Source organism: Thioalkalivibrio sp. ALJ21, from assembly GCF_000378605.1.
Lineage (GTDB): Bacteria > Pseudomonadota > Gammaproteobacteria > Ectothiorhodospirales > Ectothiorhodospiraceae > Thioalkalivibrio.
Genome location: NZ_KB905158.1, coordinates 205,209 through 230,760, shown reverse-complemented (window position 1 = coordinate 230,760; position 25,552 = coordinate 205,209). Strand labels below are relative to the sequence as shown.

Annotated in this window: 29 protein-coding genes; 9 read left to right on the top strand and 20 right to left on the bottom strand. The window is 61.3% G+C overall.

Annotation, left to right across the window (positions count from 1 at the left end; all coding sequences use genetic code 11):
* Positions 1-39 precede the first annotated feature (39 nt).
* On the top strand, positions 40-1,119 hold the full coding sequence (locus F579_RS0114035; RefSeq protein WP_019025382.1) for a helix-hairpin-helix domain-containing protein: 1,080 nt from the start codon (positions 40-42) through the stop codon (positions 1,117-1,119).
* 130 nt (positions 1,120-1,249) lie between these two features.
* The gene (gene maoP / locus F579_RS0114030; RefSeq protein WP_019025381.1) at positions 1,250-1,936 is read left to right on the top strand and encodes a DUF413 domain-containing protein; all 687 of its coding nucleotides are present in this window, start codon (positions 1,250-1,252) and stop codon (positions 1,934-1,936) included.
* 5 nt (positions 1,937-1,941) lie between these two features.
* Here the strand turns inward: maoP and F579_RS0114025 are convergent, their stop codons facing one another.
* The 10 genes from F579_RS0114025 to F579_RS0113970 form a co-directional block, all read right to left on the bottom strand.
* On the bottom strand, positions 1,942-2,232 hold the full coding sequence (locus F579_RS0114025) for a nucleotidyltransferase family protein (protein ID WP_026301134.1): 291 nt from the start codon (positions 2,230-2,232) through the stop codon (positions 1,942-1,944).
* Between the two features lie 23 nt (positions 2,233-2,255).
* A complete protein-coding gene (locus F579_RS0114020) occupies positions 2,256-2,609 on the bottom strand; it encodes a hypothetical protein (RefSeq protein ID WP_231365811.1) in 354 nt (117 codons plus the stop codon).
* Between the two features lie 135 nt (positions 2,610-2,744).
* The gene (locus tag F579_RS0114010) at positions 2,745-3,164 is read right to left on the bottom strand and encodes a MarR family winged helix-turn-helix transcriptional regulator (RefSeq protein ID WP_019025377.1); all 420 of its coding nucleotides are present in this window, start codon (positions 3,162-3,164) and stop codon (positions 2,745-2,747) included.
* 148 nt (positions 3,165-3,312) lie between these two features.
* The gene (locus F579_RS0114005; RefSeq protein ID WP_019025376.1) at positions 3,313-3,648 is read right to left on the bottom strand and encodes a MarR family winged helix-turn-helix transcriptional regulator; all 336 of its coding nucleotides are present in this window, start codon (positions 3,646-3,648) and stop codon (positions 3,313-3,315) included.
* Between the two features lie 64 nt (positions 3,649-3,712).
* Positions 3,713-4,942, bottom strand: coding sequence for a GIY-YIG nuclease family protein (locus F579_RS0114000; RefSeq protein WP_019025375.1), 1,230 nt, complete (start codon positions 4,940-4,942; stop codon positions 3,713-3,715).
* A gap of 4 nt (positions 4,943-4,946) precedes the next feature.
* Positions 4,947-7,046, bottom strand: coding sequence for a DEAD/DEAH box helicase (locus tag F579_RS0113995; protein ID WP_019025374.1), 2,100 nt, complete (start codon positions 7,044-7,046; stop codon positions 4,947-4,949).
* Between the two features lies 1 nt (position 7,047).
* On the bottom strand, positions 7,048-9,828 hold the full coding sequence (locus tag F579_RS0113990; RefSeq protein ID WP_026301132.1) for a DNA methyltransferase: 2,781 nt from the start codon (positions 9,826-9,828) through the stop codon (positions 7,048-7,050).
* Positions 9,829-10,497: 669 nt separating this feature from the next.
* A complete protein-coding gene (locus F579_RS0113980) occupies positions 10,498-10,815 on the bottom strand; it encodes a PilZ domain-containing protein (RefSeq protein WP_155984987.1) in 318 nt (105 codons plus the stop codon).
* Positions 10,805-11,335 carry a DUF3085 domain-containing protein gene (locus F579_RS0113975; protein WP_019025370.1) on the bottom strand — a complete coding sequence of 177 codons (531 nt, stop codon included), beginning with the start codon at positions 11,333-11,335 and terminating at the stop codon, positions 10,805-10,807. The genes F579_RS0113980 and F579_RS0113975 overlap by 11 nt, the downstream gene beginning before the upstream one ends.
* 218 nt (positions 11,336-11,553) lie before the next feature.
* A complete protein-coding gene (locus tag F579_RS0113970; protein WP_019025369.1) occupies positions 11,554-12,954 on the bottom strand; it encodes a DNA cytosine methyltransferase in 1,401 nt (466 codons plus the stop codon).
* 382 nt (positions 12,955-13,336) lie between these two features.
* On the opposite strand from F579_RS0113970, the gene F579_RS0113965 reads away from it, so the two are divergent.
* Positions 13,337-13,870 carry a hypothetical protein gene (locus F579_RS0113965; protein ID WP_231365810.1) on the top strand — a complete coding sequence of 178 codons (534 nt, stop codon included), beginning with the start codon at positions 13,337-13,339 and terminating at the stop codon, positions 13,868-13,870.
* Positions 13,871-13,872: 2 nt separating this feature from the next.
* On the opposite strand, the gene F579_RS0113960 is transcribed toward F579_RS0113965, so the two are convergent.
* The 6 genes from F579_RS0113960 to F579_RS0113930 all read right to left on the bottom strand — a co-directional run bounded on the left by F579_RS0113960 (position 13,873) and on the right by F579_RS0113930 (position 18,801).
* Positions 13,873-14,778, bottom strand: a complete 906-nt coding sequence (locus F579_RS0113960; RefSeq protein ID WP_231365809.1) for a hypothetical protein — start codon at positions 14,776-14,778, stop codon at positions 13,873-13,875.
* 113 nt (positions 14,779-14,891) lie between these two features.
* Complete coding sequence (locus F579_RS0113955; RefSeq protein WP_019025366.1) at positions 14,892-15,563, bottom strand: hypothetical protein; 672 nt, start codon at positions 15,561-15,563, stop codon at positions 14,892-14,894.
* Positions 15,564-15,583: 20 nt separating this feature from the next.
* On the bottom strand, positions 15,584-16,447 hold the full coding sequence (locus F579_RS0113950) for a hypothetical protein (protein ID WP_231369427.1): 864 nt from the start codon (positions 16,445-16,447) through the stop codon (positions 15,584-15,586).
* Positions 16,448-17,275: 828 nt separating this feature from the next.
* A complete protein-coding gene (locus tag F579_RS0113940) occupies positions 17,276-17,713 on the bottom strand; it encodes a hypothetical protein (RefSeq protein WP_019025363.1) in 438 nt (145 codons plus the stop codon).
* Between the two features lie 162 nt (positions 17,714-17,875).
* Complete coding sequence (locus F579_RS0113935) at positions 17,876-18,319, bottom strand: hypothetical protein (protein WP_019025362.1); 444 nt, start codon at positions 18,317-18,319, stop codon at positions 17,876-17,878.
* A 2-nt stretch (positions 18,320-18,321) separates the two neighbouring features.
* Positions 18,322-18,801, bottom strand: coding sequence for a hypothetical protein (locus F579_RS0113930; RefSeq protein ID WP_231365808.1), 480 nt, complete (start codon positions 18,799-18,801; stop codon positions 18,322-18,324).
* Positions 18,802-18,889: 88 nt separating this feature from the next.
* Here F579_RS0113930 and F579_RS0113925 point away from each other — a divergent pair, with 88 nt between their 5' ends.
* The 6 genes from F579_RS0113925 to F579_RS0113895 all read left to right on the top strand — a co-directional run bounded on the left by F579_RS0113925 (position 18,890) and on the right by F579_RS0113895 (position 22,545).
* The gene (locus tag F579_RS0113925) at positions 18,890-19,174 is read left to right on the top strand and encodes a hypothetical protein (RefSeq protein ID WP_231365807.1); all 285 of its coding nucleotides are present in this window, start codon (positions 18,890-18,892) and stop codon (positions 19,172-19,174) included.
* Between the two features lie 28 nt (positions 19,175-19,202).
* The gene (locus tag F579_RS0113920) at positions 19,203-19,781 is read left to right on the top strand and encodes a hypothetical protein (protein WP_019025359.1); all 579 of its coding nucleotides are present in this window, start codon (positions 19,203-19,205) and stop codon (positions 19,779-19,781) included.
* Between the two features lie 4 nt (positions 19,782-19,785).
* Positions 19,786-20,511 carry a hypothetical protein gene (locus F579_RS0113915; RefSeq protein ID WP_231365806.1) on the top strand — a complete coding sequence of 242 codons (726 nt, stop codon included), beginning with the start codon at positions 19,786-19,788 and terminating at the stop codon, positions 20,509-20,511.
* Positions 20,512-20,778: 267 nt separating this feature from the next.
* The gene (locus tag F579_RS0113905; RefSeq protein ID WP_019025356.1) at positions 20,779-21,141 is read left to right on the top strand and encodes a hypothetical protein; all 363 of its coding nucleotides are present in this window, start codon (positions 20,779-20,781) and stop codon (positions 21,139-21,141) included.
* A gap of 9 nt (positions 21,142-21,150) precedes the next feature.
* A complete protein-coding gene (locus F579_RS0113900; protein WP_019025355.1) occupies positions 21,151-21,855 on the top strand; it encodes a hypothetical protein in 705 nt (234 codons plus the stop codon).
* Between the two features lie 9 nt (positions 21,856-21,864).
* Positions 21,865-22,545 carry a hypothetical protein gene (locus tag F579_RS0113895; RefSeq protein WP_019025354.1) on the top strand — a complete coding sequence of 227 codons (681 nt, stop codon included), beginning with the start codon at positions 21,865-21,867 and terminating at the stop codon, positions 22,543-22,545.
* A 24-nt stretch (positions 22,546-22,569) separates the two neighbouring features.
* Here the strand turns inward: F579_RS0113895 and F579_RS0113890 are convergent, their stop codons facing one another.
* From F579_RS0113890 to F579_RS0113875, 4 genes are all read right to left on the bottom strand, one after another.
* A complete protein-coding gene (locus tag F579_RS0113890) occupies positions 22,570-23,835 on the bottom strand; it encodes a type II toxin-antitoxin system HipA family toxin (protein ID WP_019025353.1) in 1,266 nt (421 codons plus the stop codon).
* A 3-nt stretch (positions 23,836-23,838) separates the two neighbouring features.
* A complete protein-coding gene (locus tag F579_RS0113885; protein WP_019025352.1) occupies positions 23,839-24,156 on the bottom strand; it encodes a helix-turn-helix transcriptional regulator in 318 nt (105 codons plus the stop codon).
* A gap of 133 nt (positions 24,157-24,289) precedes the next feature.
* Positions 24,290-24,646 carry a hypothetical protein gene (locus tag F579_RS0113880; RefSeq protein WP_019025351.1) on the bottom strand — a complete coding sequence of 119 codons (357 nt, stop codon included), beginning with the start codon at positions 24,644-24,646 and terminating at the stop codon, positions 24,290-24,292.
* A 6-nt stretch (positions 24,647-24,652) separates the two neighbouring features.
* Entirely contained in the window at positions 24,653-25,540 is an 888-nt protein-coding gene (locus tag F579_RS0113875) for a hypothetical protein (protein WP_019025350.1), read from the bottom strand.
* Between the last annotated feature and the right edge of the window lie 12 nt (positions 25,541-25,552).

Genomic DNA, 25,552 nt, shown 5'->3' with positions numbered 1-25,552 from the left:
GGGAATGGGATTCCAGCCCGTGGAGGGAACGTGAAGGGAATGCGCGCAATTTTTCAAGTCGTGATCTTAGTTCTGGTGGCGCTGCCATCGATCGCCATGGCGGATCTGCGCCTGGCAAGCTGGAACATACAAAATCTTGGCTGGGCCAACCAGAAAGACTACTCCGCCCTCGCGCTGATCGCATCGCAATTCGACTTCATCGCCGTGCAAGAGGTGATGACCGCCGAGGGGATCTACCGGCTACGAGATACCTTGGAGCAGGCGACCGACGCCGAATGGGGCGTCCTGTACTCCGATGCGCTAGGCCGCAGCACATATCGCGAGAAGTACGCCTTTATCTGGCGCGAGGACTCGGCCGAGTACGTCGGTGGTGCGTTGACCTACATCGATGATTCCGATCGATTCGCCAGGGAGCCGTTCTCTGCGGTATTCCGTTCGCGTGGCACCGGCCAGCACTTTCTCGCGGCCAACGTCCACATTACCTATGGCAACCGCGTTGCGGATCGAGTGGCGGAGGTTGAGGCCTTGCGGCATTACTGGGACTGGCTTGCGCAGGTAATGCCGGAGTACGAGCGCGAGCGCATTCTGTTTGGGGACTTCAATCTTCAGCCGCACCATGACGGGTGGTCCGCCATGCGGGCTGTTGCCGAGCCGCTGATCACCGAGGGGGCGACCACGCTCTCCACGCACGACCGTCGTTACGCGAACCTCTACGACCATATCTGGGTGCCGCTGGACCACACCCTACCCCTTGGTGACGCCGGGATCCTGCAGTTCCCGGTCATTCTCAGCGAGGTCACGGGGGTCTATTGGGACCATGAGAAGGCCCGAAGCCATGTATCGGATCATGCCCCGGTCTATGTCCTGTTCGAAGGAAGCGAGTTGCGCAACCCCGTGGTGGCCAGGCTGGTTGAGCAGGCAGGGGCACGCTGCGTTGATCTCAACAAGGCATCAGTGGCCGACCTAACCACCCTCCCCCATATTGGCGAGGCCCGGGCGGCAGAGATCGAGAGTGGGCGCCCCTGGGCATCGGTGGCGGATCTGAATCGAGTTCGGGGGATTGGGGCGGGTCGACTGCAGGACATCAAGGAGAGCGGCCAGGCCTGCGTGCACCCTTGATGGGGTCGGAGCGATGTCGTCGCCATGTAGGCAAGCCCACACAGGAATTGGGCTATAGTCGATACGAGCCCTAACTCTGGCGGCCGCCGCCAGAAGGCGTCTGCGGCCATTGGTATTCAAGGGAATGAGAATGCCCCATCAGTCGATTGCTATATCGTCAGTTGCCCAGTCGATGCTGACCGATTTCGAGTTGGAGATCGTTCGGAAGCATCACGATTTCTTTCACGCGCTGACGTATGGGGTCAGAAGCCCCCGGACGCCCGAGCAGCGCCACTTCGTCGATGTGGTAGAGGGCCAGGCTCAGCCCTGGAACGATTACGAGCGGGCCTGGAAGAAATACCTGAAGCTCTATGAGCTGGAAAAGCGCGTTACCGAGCTCGAGCATGACTTCGATCGTTGCCGAAAAGAACGTGACGAGGCGCAGCTGGGGCGAAACCGCGCCACGCGGGATCTCGATATCGCCAACGATCAAAGGGAGCGCCTCACAGCCGAAATGGCGGAGATGTCGAGACGTGCGCAGGCGATGTCTAAAGACCTCGCAAGGGCTCGCAACGAGAAGGAGCAGGTCGAGCTCGACCTGAAGGGGCTGTCCGATCAGTTTTCTTCGTATGTGGCGCTCAGCGAGACCGAGGCCAACCTCATTGCGAAGAAGCTGATGGATGGTGACGCCGAGTCAATCGATCTGGCGAAATCCATCATCGAGAAGATCAAGTCCATCCACAGGCCAAAGGTGCGTCCCGCGGATGAAGGGGATTCCTGGGAGAAGTGCAAGGCATGCGGGAGCCCGAGCCAGCACCTGTGCCGGTGTAGCGAATAGCAGTCTCAAACTGGTACCGCCTCCCTGAGCACATCCTGCCTCCAGCGTTCCGGCAGTGCTGCCGGCGTAACCACGTTCACTTCAACGCCAAGAAGCTCCGTGAGCTCGGCCTGGATGCACCCAATATCCAGCAGGCTGGTGTCATCGGTGGCGTCTACAAGGAGGTCGAGGTCGCTCCCCTCGCCGTCTAGGCCGCGAAGAACAGAGCCGAAAATGCGCGGGTTTCTCGCATGGTGCTGCTCTACGACCATCCGTATGGCTTCGCGATGTCTTCGGTAGGACGTCGACGGCTTCACCGGGTGCCCCTCATCAAGATGATCTACTCGATGATGTCACACCGTGCCGGGCGAAATTTGGAGATCGCGTACACGCGGTTATCGCCATCGACTTCTCGGAAGTGGACCCAGCCCACCCTGTCGTTATCCGTGCCTACGATGATGACGTACTCGACCTCGTGGATCTCCGAGCCGACCACATCGGGCACCAGTGCGTTGAGCTTGTAGCCTTCGTCGTGATCGTCGATGGACAAGATCCACCCCGTCTTGTTGCCAAGGATCTCACTGACGGAGACAAAGTTGGGCGGGATCCCGCGCAGGCTCGCGTCCCGCGACGGCAGATTCCACATGACGGAGTCGACCACTCCGTTCTGGTCCGTCAGGGTGCACTCGGCCATGATGGGGTGGCCTGCAGATGCGGCCGCGGAGAAAGAGAGCGCGACCGCTGAGGTCAGGCCGAAAATCCATTTTTTCACTACTGTCGTCCTCATGAGTTCGGGTCCGCATGGCAGAGTCGCCAGGCTGCGGAGGGATTAGTGCGCGGCCTCAGGCTCAGCAATCGAGTTGGCGCGGACCATGATCGGGCCCTCTCGCATTGGGGGCTGGTGATCGTCGACTGAGTAGATATCCAGGATAGACCTGAGCAGGTCCTCACCTTTGGGGGTCAGCCACACCTGTTTCCGCCGGCGTTCGGCCGGATCCTCTTTGGCGACCACCACATCCAGCCCGGGGGATCCCTGGCGGCGCCATTTCGAGAGCGCTGAAACATTGCGGCTGCAGGAGGCCTGGGAGGTATTCAGCTTCTTTCCGATGTCGAGCATGGTAATCCCCGGGCGCGCTGCCACCGTCAGGAAAACGGCTGCGGTCTGAATCGGCAGCTGGGGGTCATATTTTCTGAATTCAGCGATCGTTCGAAAAAGGTTGTCGATGATTCGGGATGGCGATTGGTTCATGTTGGTTCTCATTCGGAATCGGGCACAAAAACCCGACAGCCACATTACGGCCTGACCTATAAGAAAGGCAGGAGACGAATGTATAGCTTACCCGATCCGAGTGGTTTATCCATCACTTATGAAAAGGTGTCGGAGCGCGTGGATCCGGCTAACCGACATCTTCCAGGGAAAGGGCTAGCAGCTTGCCCTTGGGCGTGAGCCAAACCTGCTTCCTGCGCCGCTCAGACGGATCCTCTCGGGCCTCTACGAGATCGAGTCCCGGGTTGTCGTTTCGGCTCATTCTCGAGAGGGCGGAGACGTTTCGGCTGCAGGTTGATTGGGCGACGCCGAGCCGACTCCCGAGATCTTTCATGGTGATCCCGGGTCGCGCAGCAACCTCGAGAAAGATCGCCGCGGTCTGCATGGGCATCTGAGGGTCGTGCTTGCGGAACTCATGAATGACCTTGGCAATCGTGCGAATGAAAGACGATGTGGATGCGTTCATGTTGGTCGGATCTCGGTTGGTTGGCTGTTGTGTAGTGTCTTGCCCGGGGTGACCGGGATGGGTGTTATTTTTCGCGCGCGAGGAAGCGTCCGGAGATCGGATCGAGGCGGTATCGGGTGATGCTCCCGTCGACGATGGCCTCAACGACCTGAACGGCCGTCTGCGGTGACACCGAGAACCACTCTCTCGGCCTGAATACACGCCCCTTCTTGCTCCTCAGCTGAATATCCAGGCGCCGGTCGGCCAGGAAACCGTGCACCAGGCCTTCGAACTTCCGTGGGTCCAGGTTGTAGCAGGCAAAGGACTCCACGACCTCCACGGGCCCCTCGAGGAAGGCCGGGTCGTTCTCGGCGTTGCGGATGCGATCCGCGACCTCCCCTTCCGTGTAGCCGATCTTCACGAGGTCTCGGTGTTCTTTCAGGGATGGGTGCGGACTGCGAGATCGAAGGATGTAGATCGTTCCGCTGCGGTGATCGTGATGGCTTACGCCCGCCATGCGGTCGGCCTCGAGGTCCGGGTCGATGATGCGCCGGCCGTTCTCGTCGGCATACAGGGCTTTGCCCAGCGAGAACTTCAACAGATTGGTCTCGGTTCCGTTGTCGAACACCACCCTCAAGCGCGGGTTGGCGGGGTCGATCTCCATTCGCGGATCCGCCACCGAGTCCACCAGGCACAGCAAGCCATATACGATGAAGTAATCGCCCACGTCGATCTTGGTTTCGTACTGGAATCGACGGCTTTCGGCATCGCCGGATTCGAGTCGATTCCGCATCCGCTCGAACAGGGGCTCGAAACGCCAGAACTCCTCGCATGGGCGCCGCTGCGCAATGCCGTCCGGAGGTGTATTCCCCGATGGCCGGTCCCCTGCCGGGCAGCGCGAAGCGAGGATGGACTCATCACCAAGATCCAGGAGGCCGAGGTCATCATCCAGCAGGATGTCGTCAAGGTTCTCGACGTCGGATTCGAGGGATTCCGCGTGCGAGGCTGCGTCTCGGGATGGAGCCCCCTCGCCGCCGTCACTGCCCAAGAGGTGATGCCGGTCGAGACTCAGGAGGTTCTCATGGGCCCCTTTCGAGGCCCGAATCCGCTGCAGCCGTCGATGCAGGGTCTTTTCGCTCAGGTCGCCTTCGTTCGTTGGGGCCCTGCCATGCGTGTCTACGAACGCGTTGATGGCCTCAAAGGCATCGCGAATCCGGTCTGATGGCGACAGCTGGGTGCCTGCCGCCCGGACGTCCAGGAGCCCTTGATCGTCGGGCTCTGAAAGCACCTCATCGAGGGAGCGGTATCGAGGCATCCGGTTAGGCCTGTGCCCGCTCGCGCTTCTTGTTGCGGATGTAGGCCAGGGCCTCGGCGTAGCGAACCTCAAGGGGGTCGCTGGCGTGCATCGAGGGTTCGCGGTCATGCGCGCGCTTGAAGGCCTTGATCTTCGGCCACAGCACGACAGCCTCCTCCTCGCTCATCTGGATCCGGCGCCCCCGGACCACGTCCTGAATGGTCTTGAGCATCGAAGCCGTGACCGATTTCGAGAGGACCTCGAACGCCCCGCGGAACGGGTTGATCTGGTCAATCATGTCGAGGTCCAAGTCCTCGATGTTCACGAACTTATTGCCCATCTGGACGAATTGCCGGGTACCGGCGCCGGGGTCTCCCGTGGGTGGCTTTGGCCGGTCGGCATCCGGTGGTTCGTCATATCCATCCCCGGAGAGAGGCTTTGATTCCCCGGGGTTCGGGATCGGGATGTCGTCCCCTGAGACAATCTCCGCGCCCGGAGGGAGGTCCTCCTCGCTCACGAGGCCGCCCAGGGAATTGATGCTGAGTTGAGTCTGGATGCCGGCGCGCACCTGCTCGACCTCGTCCTCCGACAGATCCGGGTGCCGCTGCCGAATGATTTTGGGCAGCTCCACCTGGCTGGCGTAGGCGTTATCCATGCTCGGGTCGATCGCAGCCGTGGCCACCTCCGGCTTCTGATGGAGCTCGGCGATGATGTCGTCCCCGCTCGAATTAAGGGCCTCAAGGACCTTCTTGCTCGGCGGTGGGCCTCCCGGATCGCCGATCTGAATGGTGCCGGGCTCCGCCAGGAATCGGTTCCCCGGCTCTCGGGGGCGGAAGCGAAACGTTGGGGCCATCACCTGCTCCATCAGGAGCGAGACCGTAATGGCCTTGAGCATGTTGTTAACGGCGTGTTTCACGTCGTCGTCTTCCGCATCCGGCTGCGCAATCAGGTTCGTGAACTGCGCATGCGTCTTGCCCGGGGCGTCCCGGGTCGCACGCCCGATGATCTGGACCACCTCGGTCATGGAGCGCCGGTAGCCGATCGTCAGAACGTGCTCGCACCAGGGCCAGTCAAAGCCCTCTTTTGCCATTCCCAGTGCAATGATTACATCCACGTCTTCGCGCTCGGACACCGTGCGCAGGAAATCCATCACGCGGGTCCGGTGGCTCAGCTCGTCTTCGACCAGGTTCGCCACCTTGACGATGCGGTCATCGGTCCGTCGCCGAACATGCAGCAAACCGGTCTCTGGATCCTGGTGATCCACGTCACCGATGGCGTCCACGATGGCGTCGACCTCTCCGTACTTGTCGGCGGTCGACTCGGCCGAATTCACGCTGGGGATGTGGATCAGGGTCTTGCGATCGGTATCGAGGACCTCCTTCACCGCATCGAGATAGCGCCCCTGGTAGAAGTGATATCCGATCCCCAGCGACTGCAGATACTGGTAGCCGTTGAGTTGCTCGTAATAGGTGTAGGTGACCTTGTCGAACAGCTCCTCGTCGTCCGGTTGGAGAATCGGGACCGTATCGCCACGGAAATAGCTCCCAGTCATGGCCACCACATGGGCCGTCGACCGGTGCATGAGTCCGTCGATCAGGGCGCCGAGGCGGTTGTCCTCATCGGCACTGACGTGGTGGAACTCATCGATCGCGACCACAACGCTGTTGAAAGCCTCCGGGCCCAGGCGGTCGTAGGCGAATCGCAGGGTGGCATGCGTGCAGACGAGTGCGCGGTCCTCGAGGGCCTTGGGCCTTGAGGCCATGAATCGCGAGAAAGCGTCGACCTTTCCCGAGTCCGAGCCGGCCGTGCACAGGTTGTGTTCCGGCCGCACCTTCCAGTCCGCGAAAAATCCGCGATCCGACAATGCCGTGTCCTTGAACGAGGATCCGATGGAGCGTTCCGGCACCGCCACAATGGCCTTCTCTACTCCCTGGTTCACGAGCTTGTCGAGGCCGATGAACATCAGGGCTCTGGATTTCCCCGATGCGGGCGGCGCCTTGATCAGCAGGTATTGCCGGTCACGGGATTCGAAGGCGCGCGCCTGCATCTCCCGCATCCCCATTTCGTTCGTCTTCGCGCTCTTTCCGGTTCGTCCGTACTCCACGCGGATCAGGTCTGTGGGCATATCAGGAGCCTCCCTTCCTCTGTTCGTCCTCGACCAGCTCGGCGTAGCGCGCAAGCAGGTATTGCTGACGCTCCGCCATGTCGCGGAACGGGCGTTTTCGGAAGAGCCGTTCCACGGCTTCATCCAGAGCTTGATGTGCGCGGCGCAAGCCATCCGGCATCTTGTCGGGATCGTACATCTGCGCGAGCGTGAGATCGAAGGTGTCCTCACGAGACAGCAAGACCTCCTCCGCCAGCGCTTCGATCTCCTGGCGTTGGGCGGGGGTGTGCGCCGGCCACGGGAAGGTGTTGTAGACCAGCTTGGCGGAATAGCGGTAGTCGCTCTTCAGGCGTCCACCAACCAGCCGCAGCCAGTCCATGTGCATGCGTGACGAGAGGATGCCGAACTCGTAGAAGGTGGCCCCGGGGATGATGTTGACGAGATCCGTGGCGATGACGGAGCCATCCATAAAGCCAATTGGGGCGTACTCTCGCCGCTCCGATGTTACGCGTGGGACGACGATATAATCCTGCAATGTGTTTTGTCGGATCTGGCCGAAGACGGAGGGAGTGTTCGCGAGGTCTCGGGTGTGTTGTTTCGTGCTCTTCTGTCTGAATTCGCGAACCCTTCTCGTACGCTCCGCGATCATTGGCATCGACTCAATATCGGTTTCTGCGGCATCGTTGAGCCATAGGCACCATCGCTCCTGTCCATTGAGGAATTCTTCCGCGCCCACCAGTCGGCGGATCCACCGGGCGGCCGCGGGATCGCGCTGTACCAGCTCCTTTTTCTCTGCGGGAGACAGCAGCAAGTGGCCGCCATCCGTCGGCTTGTTTCCGTACACGAGAGGCGCCGCGTTTTGAAACGGTCGCGACCGTCCTCGCACGACGGTATTGCCACCCTCTAGAAGATAGGGGCTGATGTTGTTGACCTCGGAGACGCGCCACTCCTGGTTCGTCAATTGGAATAGGCGCCTCGGGCCTGGGGCGGCGCTCAAGCCCACGACAATGACGTGAACGCCGGCATTTCCCTTAGCGTGATTGCTCCACGGGAAGGTCTGGTAGGCAAACTCGATCTTGATGCCCAGGCCCAAAATTGGCGGCCAGAGCATGTCCACCTGGACCCCCTGGCAGATCGAGTTCGTGGACACGAGCGCCGCATGGTTCGAGGTCCCCTGGAGGTACTGCGCGGCCTTCCAGAACCAGGAGGCCACGAAATCCAGATAGCGGTAGGTTCGAAACCCCGAGAAAACCGCCGCCATATCCGCATTTTGGCTTTCCGAGCGCCTATTGGCGCCAAGAAATGGGGGGTTGCCACAAACGAAAACCTCGGCGCTAGAGGGGTCACAGACCGTGCGCCAGTCCACCCGGAGAGCATTCTCTAGCACGATGTTCCCGCTGGATTTCAGTGGCAGCATCGGCTCGGCATGACCGAACTTTTCCTCGAACTCGGCGTGCATCTGGTGCTCCGCCAGCCAAAGCGACAGCAGTGCGATCTCGTGGGCGAAGTCGTCGATCTCGATGCCGTAGAACTGCTCCAGACGGATCCCGGACATGAAGATTTCGCCTTGGCCCTGCTGCGTCATGAGTGGCTGTTGCCCGGGGCGGTCGAACATCTCGTTCTGAACATCCGGCACCAGGGGCTCACCGGCCCCGTTGCCGTTCAGTCCGTCCATCGCCTCGAAGATCGCCATCTCCAGGCGGCGAAGCTGCTTGTAGGCGATGATCAGGAAGGCCCCGGAGCCGCATGCGGGGTCGAACACCTTGAGGCTGTGAATGCGCTCGAGGAGCCGGTTCAGCCGCCTCCGGTTTCCCCTCGCCTTCTCCAGTTCCGCGTACATCTCATCGAGGAACAGGGGTCGCAGCACCTTGATGATGTTGCTGACCGATGTGTAGTGCTGGCCAAGGCTTCCGCGCTGGGAGGGATCGATGACCGCCTGGAACATTGAGCCGAAGATGTCGGGGTTGATCTGCGACCAATCGAGCTTCCCGGCATCGCGGATCAGGCGTCGGGCCCGGGCGCCCATCTCGGGAACCGGAAGATCGTTCGAGAACAGGCCGCCGTTGACGTAAGGAAATGCGTCCAGGTGTGCAGGGACGTCGTCACCGCGGGAGGTTTCCGGCTGGTTCAGGACCCGGAACAGCGCCCGCAGGAAATCGTGTGCGTCGGAGGCGTCCTCCTGGGTGTGGCTCAGGAAGGCCTCGGTGAACTGATGGGGCCGGAAGATCCCGGTGTCCTCGGCAAACAGGCAGAACAACAGCCGCGCCATGAAGACGTTGAGGCGATGGATCTCGTCCGGGGTCTCGGTTGGGTTTCGGTCCCGGAGCTGGTCGCACAGCCGCCCCATCCGGTCCGCGGCCTTCTCGTCCGCAATGGCCTCGGTGTGCATGCGAACACGCTCGACACCCGCCAGCGGCAGGTAGAAACCGTAGTTGCGGTGGAGTTCGGTGTAGCCGCAGTCGAGTGGGTCGTTCAGGCGGCGGTCGTAACCGAGCACCGTCTTGAAGTCGGTGACCAGGGTGAAACGGATGTCGTGCTTTTCCAGACGGCCCGACTTCAGCAGGGCTTCGTGCGTTGCGTGGATGTCGTCACCGGGCGCAACCGGGAGGAAGTAGATCTTCCGCTTCAGGGCCACCGCGCCGGGCTCGGTGGCTGCGTTGCGGTTGCCGGTCCCCTGCTTCAGCTGCGTGACAGTCGCGCGCGGAAATCCGTAGATGTCGAGGAAACGGTAGATGAACTCGTCATCCGGGCCCGTCACGGCCTCCTCGAGCCCCCCCATAATCCTTCCCTGGTTAACTGCCATCGAACTCCCCTATTGATGTCTCGATCTGGCCCGCGTGTCCCCGATAATTTCAGGGGTGGCCTCAATCCATGCAAACCCGGTCGACCTGCCGGTCAACGAGCAGCCCGTCGAAACTAATCTGTAGCCCCACCGGCATGCACCCCTGTGAATCGGATACCCCAAGGCGGATGGCCTCATAGCGATACCGCTGATACCTCGATTCCCCAGTCCCGTATAGCAGCGCCCCCTGCAATGCGCTTCGAGTGGCCGATCGATCCGACGGGCCAGAGGGGCGCGCGGGCGCGATTTCCTGGCGCCGAACAATGCGGTCCCCGCAGACATCGTAATGACTCATGAGCCCATAGGTTCGGTTCTTGACGGAGATGCTGGAGCAACCGCTCCGCTCGCCCACAAAGAACCCCTGGAGGTCATTCGGCCCGGAATGGCTGGATTGTGGCTGACGGGATCGATCGATCGCGAGGATGAGCTCCACCTCGGATGGGTCTGTTACGCCCTGGTGGGCGCGCCCAGCGTCCATACTGGTGCGCGAATCCCGGCCCTCCCCTTCGATCGAATGCGTTTCCGAATGGACGGGGTCAAGGCTCGTGCACGCGCTGGCAAATAGAACGAGCGCGCCCGCCGGTAGCGCCTTCAAGCACGAACGCAAGCGACCCGCGACTTGGGTGGTTCTCACCGCAGGCCCCCTTGTTCGCTCTCGAAGCGGACAGCGACCCCATCATCGGCCACCCTAACCACTCGCGAGGGAACTTTGGGCGGCTCGCCCCCGTCGCCTAACACCCCAGAGACCTGGACCTTGAGAGGGTCCTCCGGTTGGAGCATCAGCATGTCGGCGTGGATCTCCGCTTCATCGTAGTGGGACCAACTCAGGAATGCCCCGCCCTCCGAGAGATTCAGCGTCCGCAGGGAGAAGACCAATCCGGATGGTGTTTCGACCGCGACGTCGGCGGGCATGGGGACACGCGGGTAGTTCCGGCGCTCATCGAACACTTGGACCCCCTTTCTTGACCGGGCGCGCTTTCTCGAACGTGATCTCCATGCGGTTCTGGCTGAAGCTGACGTGAACCCAGTCGTCATCCGAGGGGCTGTGTTCCGCCTCAACGGACGTAAAGAAGTCCAGTGGGATCTTGTCGACCCCGTCGTCACCCCCAAACGTTGCGACCTTTAGGTCGTACCACTCCGGATCGGCATCCGGGTCCGCCCCTTTCGCGTAGGCGACCTGCCGATGGGGCGATCCTTTCGCCGGGTCGATCAGATCCGGCAGCCCGCTGCTCATCATATACACGCCGCGATCGCCCACGAGGAAAATGCCCGGCGACCCGGCCGCACTCCAGTCGCGCTCGGGATCAGAGCAAACCCGGAAGGCTTCGTCTTCGTTCTTCGCCTCCCCGCTCTGAAGCAGGTAGTCAATCCGCTCGGCAAACGTCGGTTGCCATTTCGCCGCCTTGCGGGTGTGCTCAATCAGGGGGCGCAGATCGCCCCAAGAGAATGACAGGGTGGGCTTACTCATGAGGGAGTCCTCCGGGCGCCTTGGCGCTGACGCCAAGCGCTCAATAAATGATCTGAATACATACAGTTGAGGAAATCTTCCAAAGTGCTTTCATATCTTTTGATGCATCCGGTCATGCATCACATTCGAGCATTTCCGGGGCCGGCGCCAGCCAGTGCAACCGGTGCTTCGAGCGGCCCACCCCCGCGGGGGGATGGACTCCTGATCGCTCCAGAGCCCTAGCAGGCATGCGCCAGCGGGAGGGGCTGCTGCGCGCCCAGCGTTTTCAGTGCAAGCCCCAAGTGACGCCCCACTGCCTCGAAAGCGCAATGGATAACGGACTGGCCGAGGATCTCGTGCGCGCGGGTCGGGTTCAGCCCGTGAATCAGCTTCTCGGGGATCGCTTTAACCCGGGCGTGCTCGGTCGGGGTGAGCAGGCGCGAAAGGTTCGGGTCGACCGGGTGCTGGATCTGGGGCTCAGTGCTACGCACGCGGTAGTAGCCGCGACCAATGGTGCCGAGCGAGGACTCGGTGCCGGTCAGGAGCTGCCGACGAAAGCCCTTGCCGGCGGCCTTGTCCCGCGCCTCCTTGTTGGCGAGGTAGTCGTAGGACTTCCATCGGGGGTCGTTCAGGGCGATGGGCTCCAGCACGTCCGCAATCCGCTGTTCGCGCTGACGAATCGGTCGAAGGGATCCGAATTCGAACGGGATGTCCTCGTTCGTGGCGACAAGGCAGAAACGTTTCCGCCGCTCGAGAGCGCCCAGCTCGAAACCATCTAGAACGGACTCGTGCAAGCTGTACCCAAGGCTCGCCATCACGGAGCGAATCACCGTCATACTCACCGTGTTCCCGTACTCGGGGACATTCTCCAAGATCACCACAGACGGATTGAGCGACTGAATGGCGGCCAAGAAAGAAACAAAGAGGGCCCCGGCGGTCTCGTGATCTTCGGCGTTCGCGAGCCGGTTTTTCGTGCGGCCTGATTTGGATGCGCCAGTGCACGGGATACCCGCCACCAGGAGATCGATCGCCGGGAGGGTCCCCCATTCGATCTCCTGCATCGGGGATTCGATCGCGACGCTTTTGTCGCTCCAGACCGGATTGCGCTCCAAGGAGGCACTCAAGTAGTGGCCATCGACCTCGTTCGCAAATGCAAGCGTTGAATCGATTCCAGCTGATTTGAGGCCGCTATGCAGGGCGTGGTCCAGCACGCCGCCACCATGGCAGAGCGACCCAATTCGCACGGGAAGGCCCCGCTCGATCCGGCCGTTCAGTGTCTGGGAGCGGTTCCGCGTGGCGGCATCGTGATGGTGGAGGGTTACTTCGATGCGGCCGCTCTGGACCACCACGCGCACTCGCTCGGCGCCACCCAGGATCTTCTCGATCTCCTCATGCTTAAGATCGATCACTGGGAAGATGCGGTCCCGCCTCTTGCGCTGGTAAACCTTCCGGTCGCCGGCGGGAGTAAACGAAAGAGTGATGCCTTGGGCGGCCCCGCCCGGCTTGCGAGTCAGCGGGGAGAGCTCAAACGTCTGCCCCGGCTCGATGCCAGCGCGAGCCAGATGCCCCCCTTCCAGCCACAGCCGCTTCCGACCTCGATGCTCGCCAATTTTCGAATAGATAACCGCGCCACCAGCCATGTCCCTTCTCCCTTGTTTCGATGAATACACTATACTACAAACGCAATACGTAAACAATACGAATTGAAGTTAATAGGGCGCGGGGCGGCCATATCAGTGGGCTGGATCTATTGACCTGTAACCCATGCATCTTCGGGCTTCAGTGGCTGAATCCTATCCTTCTAAGCGGCAATTTGTGTGGATACTATCCGTCATAACCGATACCCTATGAGCATCCAGGTGACGTAGAACAAGTAATGAGTTCCTGGATGCTTGGAGCGTCGGACTTGCGGATATCTCAGGAGACAGCATGGGCACTCGGGCCACATACGGCATACAAGGCACGACCTTCTACTGCCATTACGATAACTACCCTTCAGGGGCGGCTTTACGGATGGTGCGCATGATCGAGGCCCATACTGTCTTTAATTCGAAGGCGCCGGATGCGCGGGAGCAGCGGAAAGGTGGCCTGCCCTTTGCCTTCATTCGGGGGAACGTGGATGCGGAAATGGCCAGCGGCGGAGCGCACGAAGGTCATGAGGATGCCGCCTGGAATTACGAGGTGTCTGTTGCAGAGGATGGAACGCCCTGGATTCGTGGCCTTAATCGGGACGGGATGGAAGAAGACATTGCGCCCACCCCGCTACACGAGTTCTGCAATGCGCACCGGGACCACAACGAGACACCGTACATCGTGATCGCTCGCGAATCTGGCCTACCGAATCGGGTGACATTGGCAACGCACGAGACCGCCGAGGCGATAGCACGCGCTTATGAGCTCGACGCAGCGAAGTTCCCGCCCGAAAACGTAAATCACCAGAGTTCTCTAGATCGAGCGGGCGCTTGGTGGGCCTCCCTCGCGATCGTGCGAAAGAAAGAGATGGAGTCCCAGGTCGATGAGCAGGCAGAGCCCGTGAGGTCGCGCCCTCGCCTGTAGTGTCACAACCGAACGCGCTTCTTGCGGTGGCTGGCTCCACTTAGCGGTTCGCGCGCGGTTTCGGCCAAGGCCTTGCTTCGATTCCCAATGGCGAGGCTACGGCAGGCCTCCTCCACCCCCTTCACCCCCGCCTTGGCGAGAGCGTCGGAGGACATTGAGAGGTGACCCGGGACGCTGGAGGTATCGGCCGACTCATGCTCCGTGACCTTCCAGGCCACCACCACAGACCCCAGGGGGTTCCCATTGGGGTCCTTTTCGAAGAGCAGCTCGAGCTCGTTCAGCACCATCGTGCCCGGTGCCTCAACCGGATCGCCGGTATCGGACTGGATCGTTGTGATGCTCGCGGGGATCTTGAGATGGCCGGCCTCAACCAGGCGAGCAAAGAAGGTCTCGGGTGAGAAGCCGCGGAGACCTTCATCCAGCTTGGTGTTCAGAGCGGTCAATCTACGGGCTGGCTCACGGACCTCCCATGGGTTCGGTGGGTTGCTCGTATTGGGGTAGCTGCAGATCTCTCTGTAGCGAGACCCAAGGTGCCACTTCAAACGAAGCAGCAGTCGATCCGGATCGCCAGCAGAGCGTGCTAGGGACTGAATCGGAGCGGCGGCCGCAAGACCGGAAACCGCGGGGTCCATAGAAGAGATCGGGCGGCTGGAATGCCTGCGCGGGTGACTGCGGAGGCGACCGGGGCGCGTCTGGTGATCCAGTACCCACGACCAGCCAGAGGTCGACACATCCAAGGGGTCTTCCGCTTGCAGCCGCAGCACCCCGCGCGACTGCAGGACGGGCAACGCCAGACTGGTCTGCGGGACCAATAATGCCTCCAGAACGCGGGTCGCCGCTGCCGCCTGACCAGGGGATAGATCGCCCCCATCAAGCCACCCGATATCGTCCAGGCGGGAGACATTCACCTGAGGGTTCTCCACCTGCCCAAAACGCCCCTCGTAACGTATGGCGCCCCCGCGAGAAAGGGCCTCCATCAGAGGGGTCATGGGGTGGCCGGGGGCGGACTCTTCCGGCACCGTCACATCCGGACTCTGCAGCGGTGCGCGCCCGGATCAGGAGTCACCTGCTCAGCCATTGCCTTGCGCGTGATCCCGGCAACAATGGCGATCGCGCAGGGATCGTCGGATTGCCCAAAATAGGATTCCGGCGTGCTTGGGCGGTCTTTCGCAAGCGAGGCCAGGCCGGGCCCGTCCCCTGCGGACATGGGAAACGGCCTGAGGAAGTCGAGTTCGAGCGCGTCACCGAGGCAGAACGAGCAGGAGCCGGGGCCTTTGACCGAATCTTCCTGGTGATCGATCAAGTGGTGATCCGGGCGAGATCGGCCGGTTGTGAGAATGGTCGGCTCTTCTTCGTGATTGTCGGGCTCGCTCCCGGAAACGACCGCGCTAAAGACGACGCCGTGGTCGGCAAGAAAGTCCGTCATCTCAAAGAATGCCGATTGCATTCCCGGATCCCCTCGGCCCGGGAGCCGGAACAAGAACCGAGTCACCGAGGCGGAGTCGGGGTCGCCCGCGGGGAATGAGACCTCGCCCATGTAGGACGATTTCAGGATGGCCGGATCGAACCCGCCGTCCGCTACGGACTCCACGGCCGAAAACAGATGCTCTCGCGCCCAGCTGTTCGCATCCTCGGTAAGAAGATCGAGGGCGCCGCCTAGGGGTTCCTGGTTGTTGCTCTGGTCGAATCGCATGGGCATCTCTTCCTTGGGGGCTACAGGCGCGACCTCGTTTTTGACGAGGCGCGCGCATTCCGGGGCTGGTCGACGGCCGCATTCATCTCCCTGGCCAGCAAGCGAGACTCGAGCGCGGCCAGATAGCTTTCAAAGTTCCAGAACCGCTGCGCCTTGGAACGATCCTGGTTGGTGAGGGCCTGGTGACGGAGTCGGCTCAGATCTCGAGCAACAAGCGGCTCACTCTCTTCCAGCTCGAGGCTTTTCGATTGCATGGGCTCCTGGATACCTCTAAAGCAGGCGGATTGAGGGGCTCGCGCCTGGATGTGCTCGATAAGTTCGTGTGCCTCAAAGGAGCCGGATCTCGCGTGATGGTTGATCCAGTGGATAGCCATGTCCGCGAGGATGGTCGGAAAGACCGGGCTCGCTCGACCGCGCGAGGTTCGGGCGCTTGCGGACAGGCGCTGCTGTTTCGGGTCGTCATGTACGCCCGCAGGTCGGCGCTTCCAGCCAAAAGAGAGGTCCTCTCCGGTAAACGCTCCCGGGAGAACCTTGATGGTGTTCGCCTGAATGGGAGGCAGACTCGAGAGGATTTCAGACACGGGGCCCGGGGCATGAATGTCGCGATCCGGGCGCGTCAGACGCATGGCCATCACCCGCGGGTCCTCGAGCCGAAACACGGATGCCGCTCGGTCCAGCGACCTCAGGCCGTCCAGCGGGTGGGGTGCTTCCGCGAGCTGGCTGGGATCGGCGATCCACTGATGGTTTGCCACTGCCATGAGGTAGGGCTGGATCAGGGCTTCGAAATCCGCTCGCAGCAGAAAAACCCAGTCGTCGACCCCTCTGCCCTGTCGCAGCGCCGAGGCAGCGAACCCGGCGCCCTCGAGATCAAAGCATTCGTCCAAACGAGGATAGAGGTCCTGGTCGCTCAAAGCCGGGCCCTCGTGCGGGCGGGCGCGGGGGGCGCCGTGGCCAGCTCAGCGAGATCCCGAGCCTGGCGCGCACGGGCTGCATCGAACGCGCGCCGCAGGCACCGGGCACGGGGGGAATCGGCTTTCGCGAGAGCCTTCTCCATTGCCAGCGCGACATCGGCGTGAGTGAGCCGCGGGCAGAGCGGGAGATCAGCGCGAGACCAATTCATCGCGATCTCTTTTGGCGACGACCTCGGATGCGGGATGTCCTCAATCTCCGGGTACCCTAATTCCAGAACCCGCCCCCACCAGCCGTTGGGCCCATTGCGGTCTTGCCGGAGCGCGCGCGTGCTCCAGCGCCAGCTCATTCTGGGTGTAGTGGTCGTGTCTTGGCTCGCCAAATTGACGCCATCAGTTCCAACCGGGCGCCTAGCGCGGAAGGAATACTTCTGCACAAGGTCATACGGAACCTTTATTGGCAGGCGGCCCCATGTGTCGTGCACATCCAGGGACGAGGGATATACACGAAGGGCGCGGATGTCCGGGTGGCGCGTACGAAACAGCGAGATCGCGCCCAGGTCATCGGGCTGGAACCGATATCCAAGGTCCGTGTCCAGCTTCCATGCGTTGCGCTCGCGCCCCCTTGCCCCCATAGGCGACAGGAAAGGGTCCAAAATCAACTCGGCGTCTTCGCGAAGCATGAAGAGCCAGGCGACTCTGCCGTCATCCTCAGCGAAGGGTGTGTGACCGGGATCGCCCGGGGGGGTGATCATCGGGAGATCGTCCTGGTGGGGGATCGGGGGTGACGTGCGCATGGCGCCCCTACATCCGCGGCCGTGTTGGCCGCGAAGGCTGGTCAGGGCTGCAAGCCCCCTCTTCCGCAACCTTGCAGAGCGCCTGCTGGCGTTCTTTGAGAACGGCCTGTTTCGCTTCCTCAACCGTGAGTCCCGACAATGCGAAATCGAAGTCACCATTCACGGCCCTGAAGACGCGGGCGCCCGCTTCGCGGCTCAGTCCAGACGCGAGCAGGTACTCACCAAACTCCATTCCGTGGGAGGTTCCGTTTTCCGAGATAAGATCGAAGTCTTCCTCGGTTGACTCGAGCGCTTTACGTGCCCGCTCCTTCATGTACGCATCCGCGGCCTCAGTGAGGTTGAAGTCTTGGTTCGCGATCAGCAGGTACTGCGTGTCAGCGGGTTCTTCCTCGTGCTCGACGGCGATCTCGAACAGGTCACCTTTGCGAATGATCGACTCGCTCATGTCTCTCCTTGGGTTAGAGCCGCGGCTGCGGGCGTACCGACGGATTTGGGGCATCGCCCGCCTGGGCGCGCTCTCTCAATTCGTTGGTTTCGCCGGTCATAGGCCTGTCGTTTCCGTGAGGAAGCGGCGGATTCTGAAGGGAGGTGCACGGGTTTCGGGCGGCTAGAGTCGCAGCCGGTTGCGCCGCCGCGTAACCGCCTCCACCGCCTCGGCATCCACCTCATGGGTCAGTGCATCCCGGCGCGTGCGGAGGACCTCCTGGGCGGCCTCGGATGGGGTGATCGTCGCCAGCGCGAAATCGTCCCACCCGTTGCCGAGATTGAAGATCGGTGCTTCCTGGCGTTTGGCGTATCCCCGGGACTCCAGAAATGAGCAGAAGGCCTTGTGTGCCTCGTATCCCCCGAGTGTTCTCGGGTCCAGCTCATCGTGCAGAACCGCACGCTCCGCCCGGTCTCGCATAAAGCTGTTGGCCACCTGAGTGAGATCGAATGCGCGCTGCGCGCGAAACAGGCCCTCGTAGGCTCGGTCGGCGTATTCGCCGGTTTCGAGCTGAAACCAGTCACCGGCCTTGAGGGCGTGATCGCGATTAGGGCTGCTAGGCTCCACAGTCAGATCCTCGTTTCATCGAGTGATCGACGGGCTAAGTACGCATTCAGGAAGAGCGCCCCGATCATCATCAGTTCGTAAACGGAAATCAGGACCTCGATATCCGCGAAATGACCGCCCCCGATCGCAAGCGTGTCAGCGAAGATGCTGATGAGTAGGTATGCGCAGCCGATGCCTAGAGGGTTGGAGCCCAATAGCCGCCAGGCCAGCCAGGCAATCACTGCGGTAAACAGAACTAAGCCGTTAAACCACTGCAGGAGGTCCGCGTCCCCTCCCCCCAGGATGGTATGGCGCTGATGCGCGAGAAACACCGCCACCAAAAGAAGCGGGATGACGAGCATCCAGCCATAACGAGGGGTGAGTGGAAAGCCTGCGCCTCCGTGGCGCAGGGTTGCCAGAAGAAAAAGATGGCGGCCAATCGCAAAGCCAATGCCGGCCGGATCGTCTCCATCTGGCCGATCAGGAGATAGGGGTGTGCGCATGGCATGGCCTCTACCGGGGGTTAATCGTTGAGCGTTAAGAATATCACATATGATACTCTTCGTGGAATTTGGCGAGGAGACAAGATTCGTGGAAGGCGAAGACAGCATCAAGAATCAGAAACTGGAGACCCTGGTCAATCTGTCCTTCGGTCTCGCGCTGATGAGTCTGGCTCTCGTGATGGCGTTGATCGCTGTGAGCTTGCAGGCGCACAGGGGTGGGTTCGTCCTGTCTGGCGGACTGCAGAACTATCTGGCCCTCGTTTCCGTGTTTGCCTTCGCTAGCATCGCCTTCGTGACGGGGAGTCTTCTGAAGCTGCTGAGAATGAGTCGACTCCTTGATCGAGTCCGAAGGGGCAAAGAAGGGCTGAGCTGAGACCGGCCAAGGAGTGGGAGGGTATCCAGTGATCTATTACCGAATCGAAGGCGTCGACATCGGGATTCCGCATTGCGGTCCGGCGGCCGAGGCCAAAATGATCGTCAAGGCGGTCGATGCCTTGAGTGCCGTGGATGACAACGGCATCGGAGAGATGTCCCGGCGAAAAGGCGGGCTTGCCTACGCCTTCATTCGAGCCAATATCGAGTCCGAGCCGCCTGAAAAGCCGTCGTCGGCCCTCGATCAGGTTCGCGAGATCACGCGCGACGCCGGAGGGCGGTACTGGATCCAGATGGGCCCGGATCTGCGGCAAAGTCTCGTCGTTTTCTGCAACAGTCATGCGAAACAGATGAAGCACGCCTATCTAGTGGAGGCGCAATTCGCGAACCCCGATGGCCCCGCGGATACGGCCTCGATAGCAACCGTTGATAATGCGCGCAAGATCCTCATGGAGATGGAGCGCCTGTCGCCTGGCAACAACAAATCCGGCCGCTATGACCGCCTCGCCCACAAGTGGCGAGCGGCGCTGGCAAAGCACCAGGCGGATGCGCTGAGTGAAGAAGTGGCCGGCCCCAGCCCGACCGCTCGCCCTCGCCCGAGGATCTAGCGACATGGATGAACGAGCCGATCGGGGTTTCTCTGTGGATTACCGGGTGGCAGGCGCCCACGGTTATGCCCATTGCCCCAATGGCCTGGCGGATAGCGCGGCCCGATTGATTCGAATGGCGCAGGAAATGGAGCGCCTGGCCCCGGACGGCGACGCCTTTCTGGAGGCATGGATCAAGACCCAATCGGTATGGGGCTCACATAAAAATGCATTGCCGTCTACTGGGAATGTCTTTCTTGGGGCCAACACAGAGGTTGAGCCTTTACAGAAAGGGAGGGAGAGGCGAACAAGGGCAGATCAATATCATGTGGTCCTCATCCCTAATACCGACACCCCTTTGCCTGTCTCGTTTGCCATATACGAAGGTGAAGCCAGATGGATGCCGAGCTTTCAGCGCAATTTGGCGGATTTTTGCAATGAATATGCCCCACGGGAATGGGGGCTGCCGACCGTTGTCAGCTATCAGCCTGGGGTGTCGATCCTTGAGTTTTCGGAGCCGTTTTTGTTGACGCTCGATACCGCCAGCCGCCTCGTTGCGAGCGCGGAGAAAAAGCTGAGTGAAGGTCATCTCGACGCGCCGCATTTAAGGCGGCAGAAGAAGCTTATCGAGGGTCTGGTTCAGGCCTGGGGCCCTTCGGTGATCCATGCGCGAGCCGGGCAGTTGCACCGGGTGTGCGCGGACGAACAGGCAGCGCCGGCACCCCCTGCCCGCCCGAGGCTCCGGCTGTGAATCATGACCGCCAATATAATGACCACTTGGTAAGTTTCTGGAATGCAGAATCGTCCGTAGCTTACCTATCCGATAGCGGGCTCGATTACGGTCTCATTGCGCAAAGTTACCTGAGGCTTGCGCAGGAGATCAGCAAGTCCTACATGGACGTTCACCCTTTGGAGATCGGTCGCCTCGCCAAGGAGAAAAACCCTGGGGTTCTATTCGCGAGGAGCTTTCAAAAGGCGAACCCAAACCTTCTTTCCGGTTAAAAAGGATGAGGGCCCGATGCGCATCCGAGTGCTTGATGTCACGAAAGCGGAATCGGATCGGGTGCTGCTGAACGAGCCGGTCGATGATTTCTGTAATGCGCACTTGCCGGATGGCGGACCCGAGCAACGTATCGTGTCTGCCCGGATATCCCAGGGGACTATGGATGAATACGAGCCCTGGTTGGTGACGGAAGCCTTCGCCCGCCGGCTCCTTGAGCATCTGGCCAAGCGAAAGGCGCATTCGGATTCTGTTCAGCCCCGCAACCAGCACCTGATTGATACCTGGTCCCCGGGGCTCGCGCGTTTGAATGCGAAGTCCATGCATTCGATTGCGGATGAGAGCCCCGTTTCACCGATCAGGAATCGGCCGCGGCTATAGGAGATCAAAGTGCCAGAACCCTACTCCAACGATCAGCTCGCGCTGTACTGGATTCACTCCCCGGAGTGGAGCTTTGTGGGTTCGGAGACCGGCGATCACTCGGCATCCGCGGCCCGTTTGATCCGTGCAGCTGAGGTGCTGGCGGTCGAACATGATTTCACCTTCCCTCCGACACGACGCCTGGTGAAAACCATGAGGACGGCAACGCTCCATGACGCTTTTCAGAAGGCCAATGGCGATTTGGAGACGGTTGTTGCGGGGTCGAAGATCGTCGCGAGCAAGGGGAATGCGGTCGCCAAGGAAGCCCGGTGGCTTTATCTGGTCCAGCCCCCGGAAAGCGGGGGGACGTCCGACACGGAGGTATTGGTCTTTGATCGCCAGGAGCAAGAGGTTTTGATCGAGCGCCTGGAGATTGCTGATTTCTGCAATACGCATGCGCCGATGGGGTGTCCTCGTGTGGTCAGCACGAGCAATCAGGCGCCGCCTGCACATCGCGCCCCCTGGTTGCTTCCAGTCAATGCCGCCCGCGAAGCGATCAAGAAGGTCCGTGGAGCGATCGAATCCGAACAAGAAGAGCACTACAGACGCGATCTCGAAAAGGTCATCGAGGCCTGGCTCCCCGGGATCAATAAAGAGCAGGCCCACGAGATGAATCAGGTGGCCGAGAATGCCGGTCACGTTGATCGCCCGGCCCCGCGCCGGCCGCGTCTCTAAGGTAATGCAATGACAGACTGCGAAAAACTGACCTACTACGTCGTCGGCGAAGATGAGGCCGCCTTCATGAGTCCGAAGGCCGAACAGCATGAGCAAGCGGCTGCCCGCTGGATCCGAATGGCCCAGGTGTACTGGGGAGAGATCGAAGGCCTGGAGCGCGACCCGAATGCAGGGGATTTTGATCGGCCATGGACGATCGGGACCGCTTTCGCGGCGGCGAACCCGGAATTGATCCCGGTATCGAAAGAAGCCGTCCGCCAAACGCATGCCCGCGTCTACGCCGCCGTACCGCCCAAAGAGCCCGCGGACTCCATCCATGTCCGAGTGCAGGAGTCTGCCGGGTTTTATGAGGGCCGATCACTGAAATGCGAACTGGCCGATTTCTGCAATCAGTATGCCCCGCTGGGTGCCGGGTTACCCCGGGTCGTGAGTGCCGAGCCCAACTGGTTTCTGCGCAGGGGTGGATTAAATCTGATAAGCGAGAAAGAGGCCAGGAGTCAAATTGAACTCATCGAAAACCGGCAACGCAACCCAACGGCGCTGACCGATGATGAATATCTTAAAGACGCTGGCCAGGTGTTGAGTGCAATGGCCGACGGGCTCTCCCGGGCCCGAGCAATTCATTTGGCGCGCAAGGCGGATGCAGCCCGGCCGGCTGAGGCGCCGCATCGGGTGCGGCCGCGACTGTAGCGAGACCTGAACTCGGGGCGTGGTTTAGCGCGGTTTTCGACGCTGCATGGACTGCGGCAACACGCCCTCCATCCGTCGGCATTCGGATGCACTCAACCCAAAGCTGGAGGCGTGTTCGGACCACCTGGATAGCGCCTGACGAACGTCGTCCTCGATTTGTCGCGCGGCCGGTGTCGAAACCCCAAAATGCCCCGCCGATCGCCGCACTGGATCCATCGAGCAGGAACGATCCCCGCGGTCATCCAGCGCCAGGGCGTGGACCGGTGCCCCCTCCTCGGGCGGCGTTGGATTCATGTCGAACGCCGGGGCCAGGCGCCAGCCCTCCTCGCGGCTCCACAGGAACCCATGATTGCGCAGATGGTCGTCGGTGTTGCGCACCAGGACGTTAAACACCATCCGGCGCCATAGTTGCTCGAGGTCTTCTTGAACAGCCCCACCGTGCTGTCGAATCGCCTGCGCGATCTCGATATAGCTCGCCTCCTCCCCGTCGCGTTTGCCGCAGAGGGTCATCGCGCTGACATAAGGCACCCGGCCTTCACTGTTTCGCGTGCGATCAAACCGCCGGGAGAGGAAGATGCCCCGCTGATCGATTTCGATGATCTGGATGTCGGGGGTGTGGATGCGGGCTTCGTGGGCAAGCCGAGCCGTGAGCGCCTCCCATCGGGGAATCGGGCGTGGATCCTGGGCGCGCTCGAATTTAGCGATCCATTCATCGCCGCGTTCATCCACCACGACGGCTTTCGGCCGCGCGCCACCCAGGGACGATCCGGGCGCGAGGAGTAAACGGATATCTTCCGCAGTCTCGCGATCGGATTCCAGGTGTCGGGCCGCCTCCTGAAGCTTTCGCAGCCGGGCGACGGGAGGGATCGGTTCCGGGGACGCCGACAGGAAGGTCTCGGCACCGGGATCTCGGAACCGCAGGGCGCCCATTCGATGTCGATCGCTCAATCCAACCAGGTAATCAATATCCATGAGCGCCCGCGGGTCCCGACCCTCTTGTTCGGCCGCGTACTGTTCAGCGCGCGCAATCAGGTAGCGCCCCCAGCGATCCGGGGCCGCATCTGTAAACACCGGGAACAGAGCGTATCCGCCATCGGGGTACTGGGGCCCCTGGACGAGCGGGAGGCGCGGCTCCAGGGCGAAGGCCACCGAAGACTGCATCCAGGACGGATCGTATTCGAATCGAACCAGGTTGCGGCCGCGCTGGAGTGTGCTGTGCAGGGTACCGACACGACGGTTGTCTCCCATCAGGTCGATCCACACCTCGATCTCTCGGTCAGTGGCCGCCATGGCTCACCGGCCTCTTTTTGATGGGCGGCGGACACGCATCGGAAGATCTTCTTCGCTCAAGTGCATCCCGACGGGATCGTTTTCCGGGGCCGCCAGTTGCGAGACCTGATCGGTCATCTGGAGCACAAAGAGCGCGCTCGCCACCGCCCCCCAGCTTACACTGGGGTCGCCGGATTCGATTTTGGAATACGTCTGCCGGCTGACCCCGACGCGCTCTGCCATCATGGCCTCGGTCCAGCGTCGACGCTTGCGGGCGATCTCGATGTTGGCCCCCATTTGTTGCATGGCGCTAACCAAGGGTGGCGGCGGAAGGAATCGCATGGGGGAATCCAGTACGGTATAGATTCATTGACATTATACCGATCTAGAGTCAAAGAAACTAGACGCTACAGAGGGGGCTAGATCCGAGCGCGCGACCGCCGTTGGTGGGTGGCGGTGCTGGCGACCTCTTGGCTCAAAGCCTTTTGCGTGAGGCTTGAAAGAATGTAGCCGGCCGCCGGGTCGTCGGAGTCTTTGAAGTAGCGCTCGGGCGAAGCCGATGCTGCGGGAGGCGCACAGAATCGCCCTTCTCCGACGCATCGGGCATTCGAAACAGAAACCGGGTGATCTTGGAGCTGGATGCATCCGGTGCAGCAAACTGGATCTCGCCGACGTAAAAGCGCTTTAGCGCGCCTTCTCCGGGCCCGCTCGGCGGTTCGGTCGCATCAATGGCCGCGAACAGGTAGTCGCGAGCCCACGCATCGGCATCTTCGGAAAGAAGATCCACGAAGCCGCCAAGCGGGAGCATTTTATCGTCGGGGCTGATGGGCATGGCGTGCTAAATCCTTCGTCGGGGCCGCGAAACAGTCGCCTGTGGCGCGGTGACTTCCGATCGAAGCGCGCTCGCTCGTGCCAGTGACACGCAGGATTGAACGAGGTTCTCCGCGGTTTCGATAATCCGTACGCGCGTGCCGGGCCCGGAGAGCCCCCGCCAGGCTTCCATCTGGACAAGGTCCTCCAGTGATTGCGTTCGCTGAGAAGAAAGACTGGCTTCCCGCAAGGAGTCGACTCTCAGGGATTCCCGAAGCCTCGGGCCCAGGCGCAGCCATCCCTTGTGGGGTTGAAGTGGGTGCTCGTCCATGTAATGGCACAAGGATTCGAGATCCAGGGAACCGGCGCCGCTCTCGAGCGCGCAATGGAAACCCTGAACCAGCCGATGACTCGAGTAGCTTTTATGCGATGAAGTGAGGCAGGAGACCAACGAACGTCCCGCAATCAGGGGGTCGCGCCGATGCAGGAGAAGGTCCAAATCCGCCATCGGCTGAGGAGTGCTCCCGGTTGCGGGCCGAATCACATCCACGGGGACTGGAAGGGTGCAGAAAAAAGCGCGCAGATAGTCCCATTGGTGGCGGGTGGGTTCGCGTTCGTTGTGCTGGAGTGCGAGACGAATCACCCAAGGGGACCCATCTTCCGGGGTGGCAATTCGGGTGGCGGCCAGTGTTCCGTGCTTGCGGGTAAAGTGCTTATCGTCGTCGGTCAACGGGTGCTGCACAGGGGGCTCAAGATCCTCAAGATGAAACGCCGGCGCCCGCTGCGGCCCATTGGTCTCGAGCGCAATGGGTCGGATCAGGTTTTCGTAGTGCTCCGGAGCCACCCAAACCAGCGCCTCGTTGATCTCGAGATTTTGAGCTGCATACATGATGTCGCTGACTGGGGGGTTGCGCATAAAGGCCCGCTG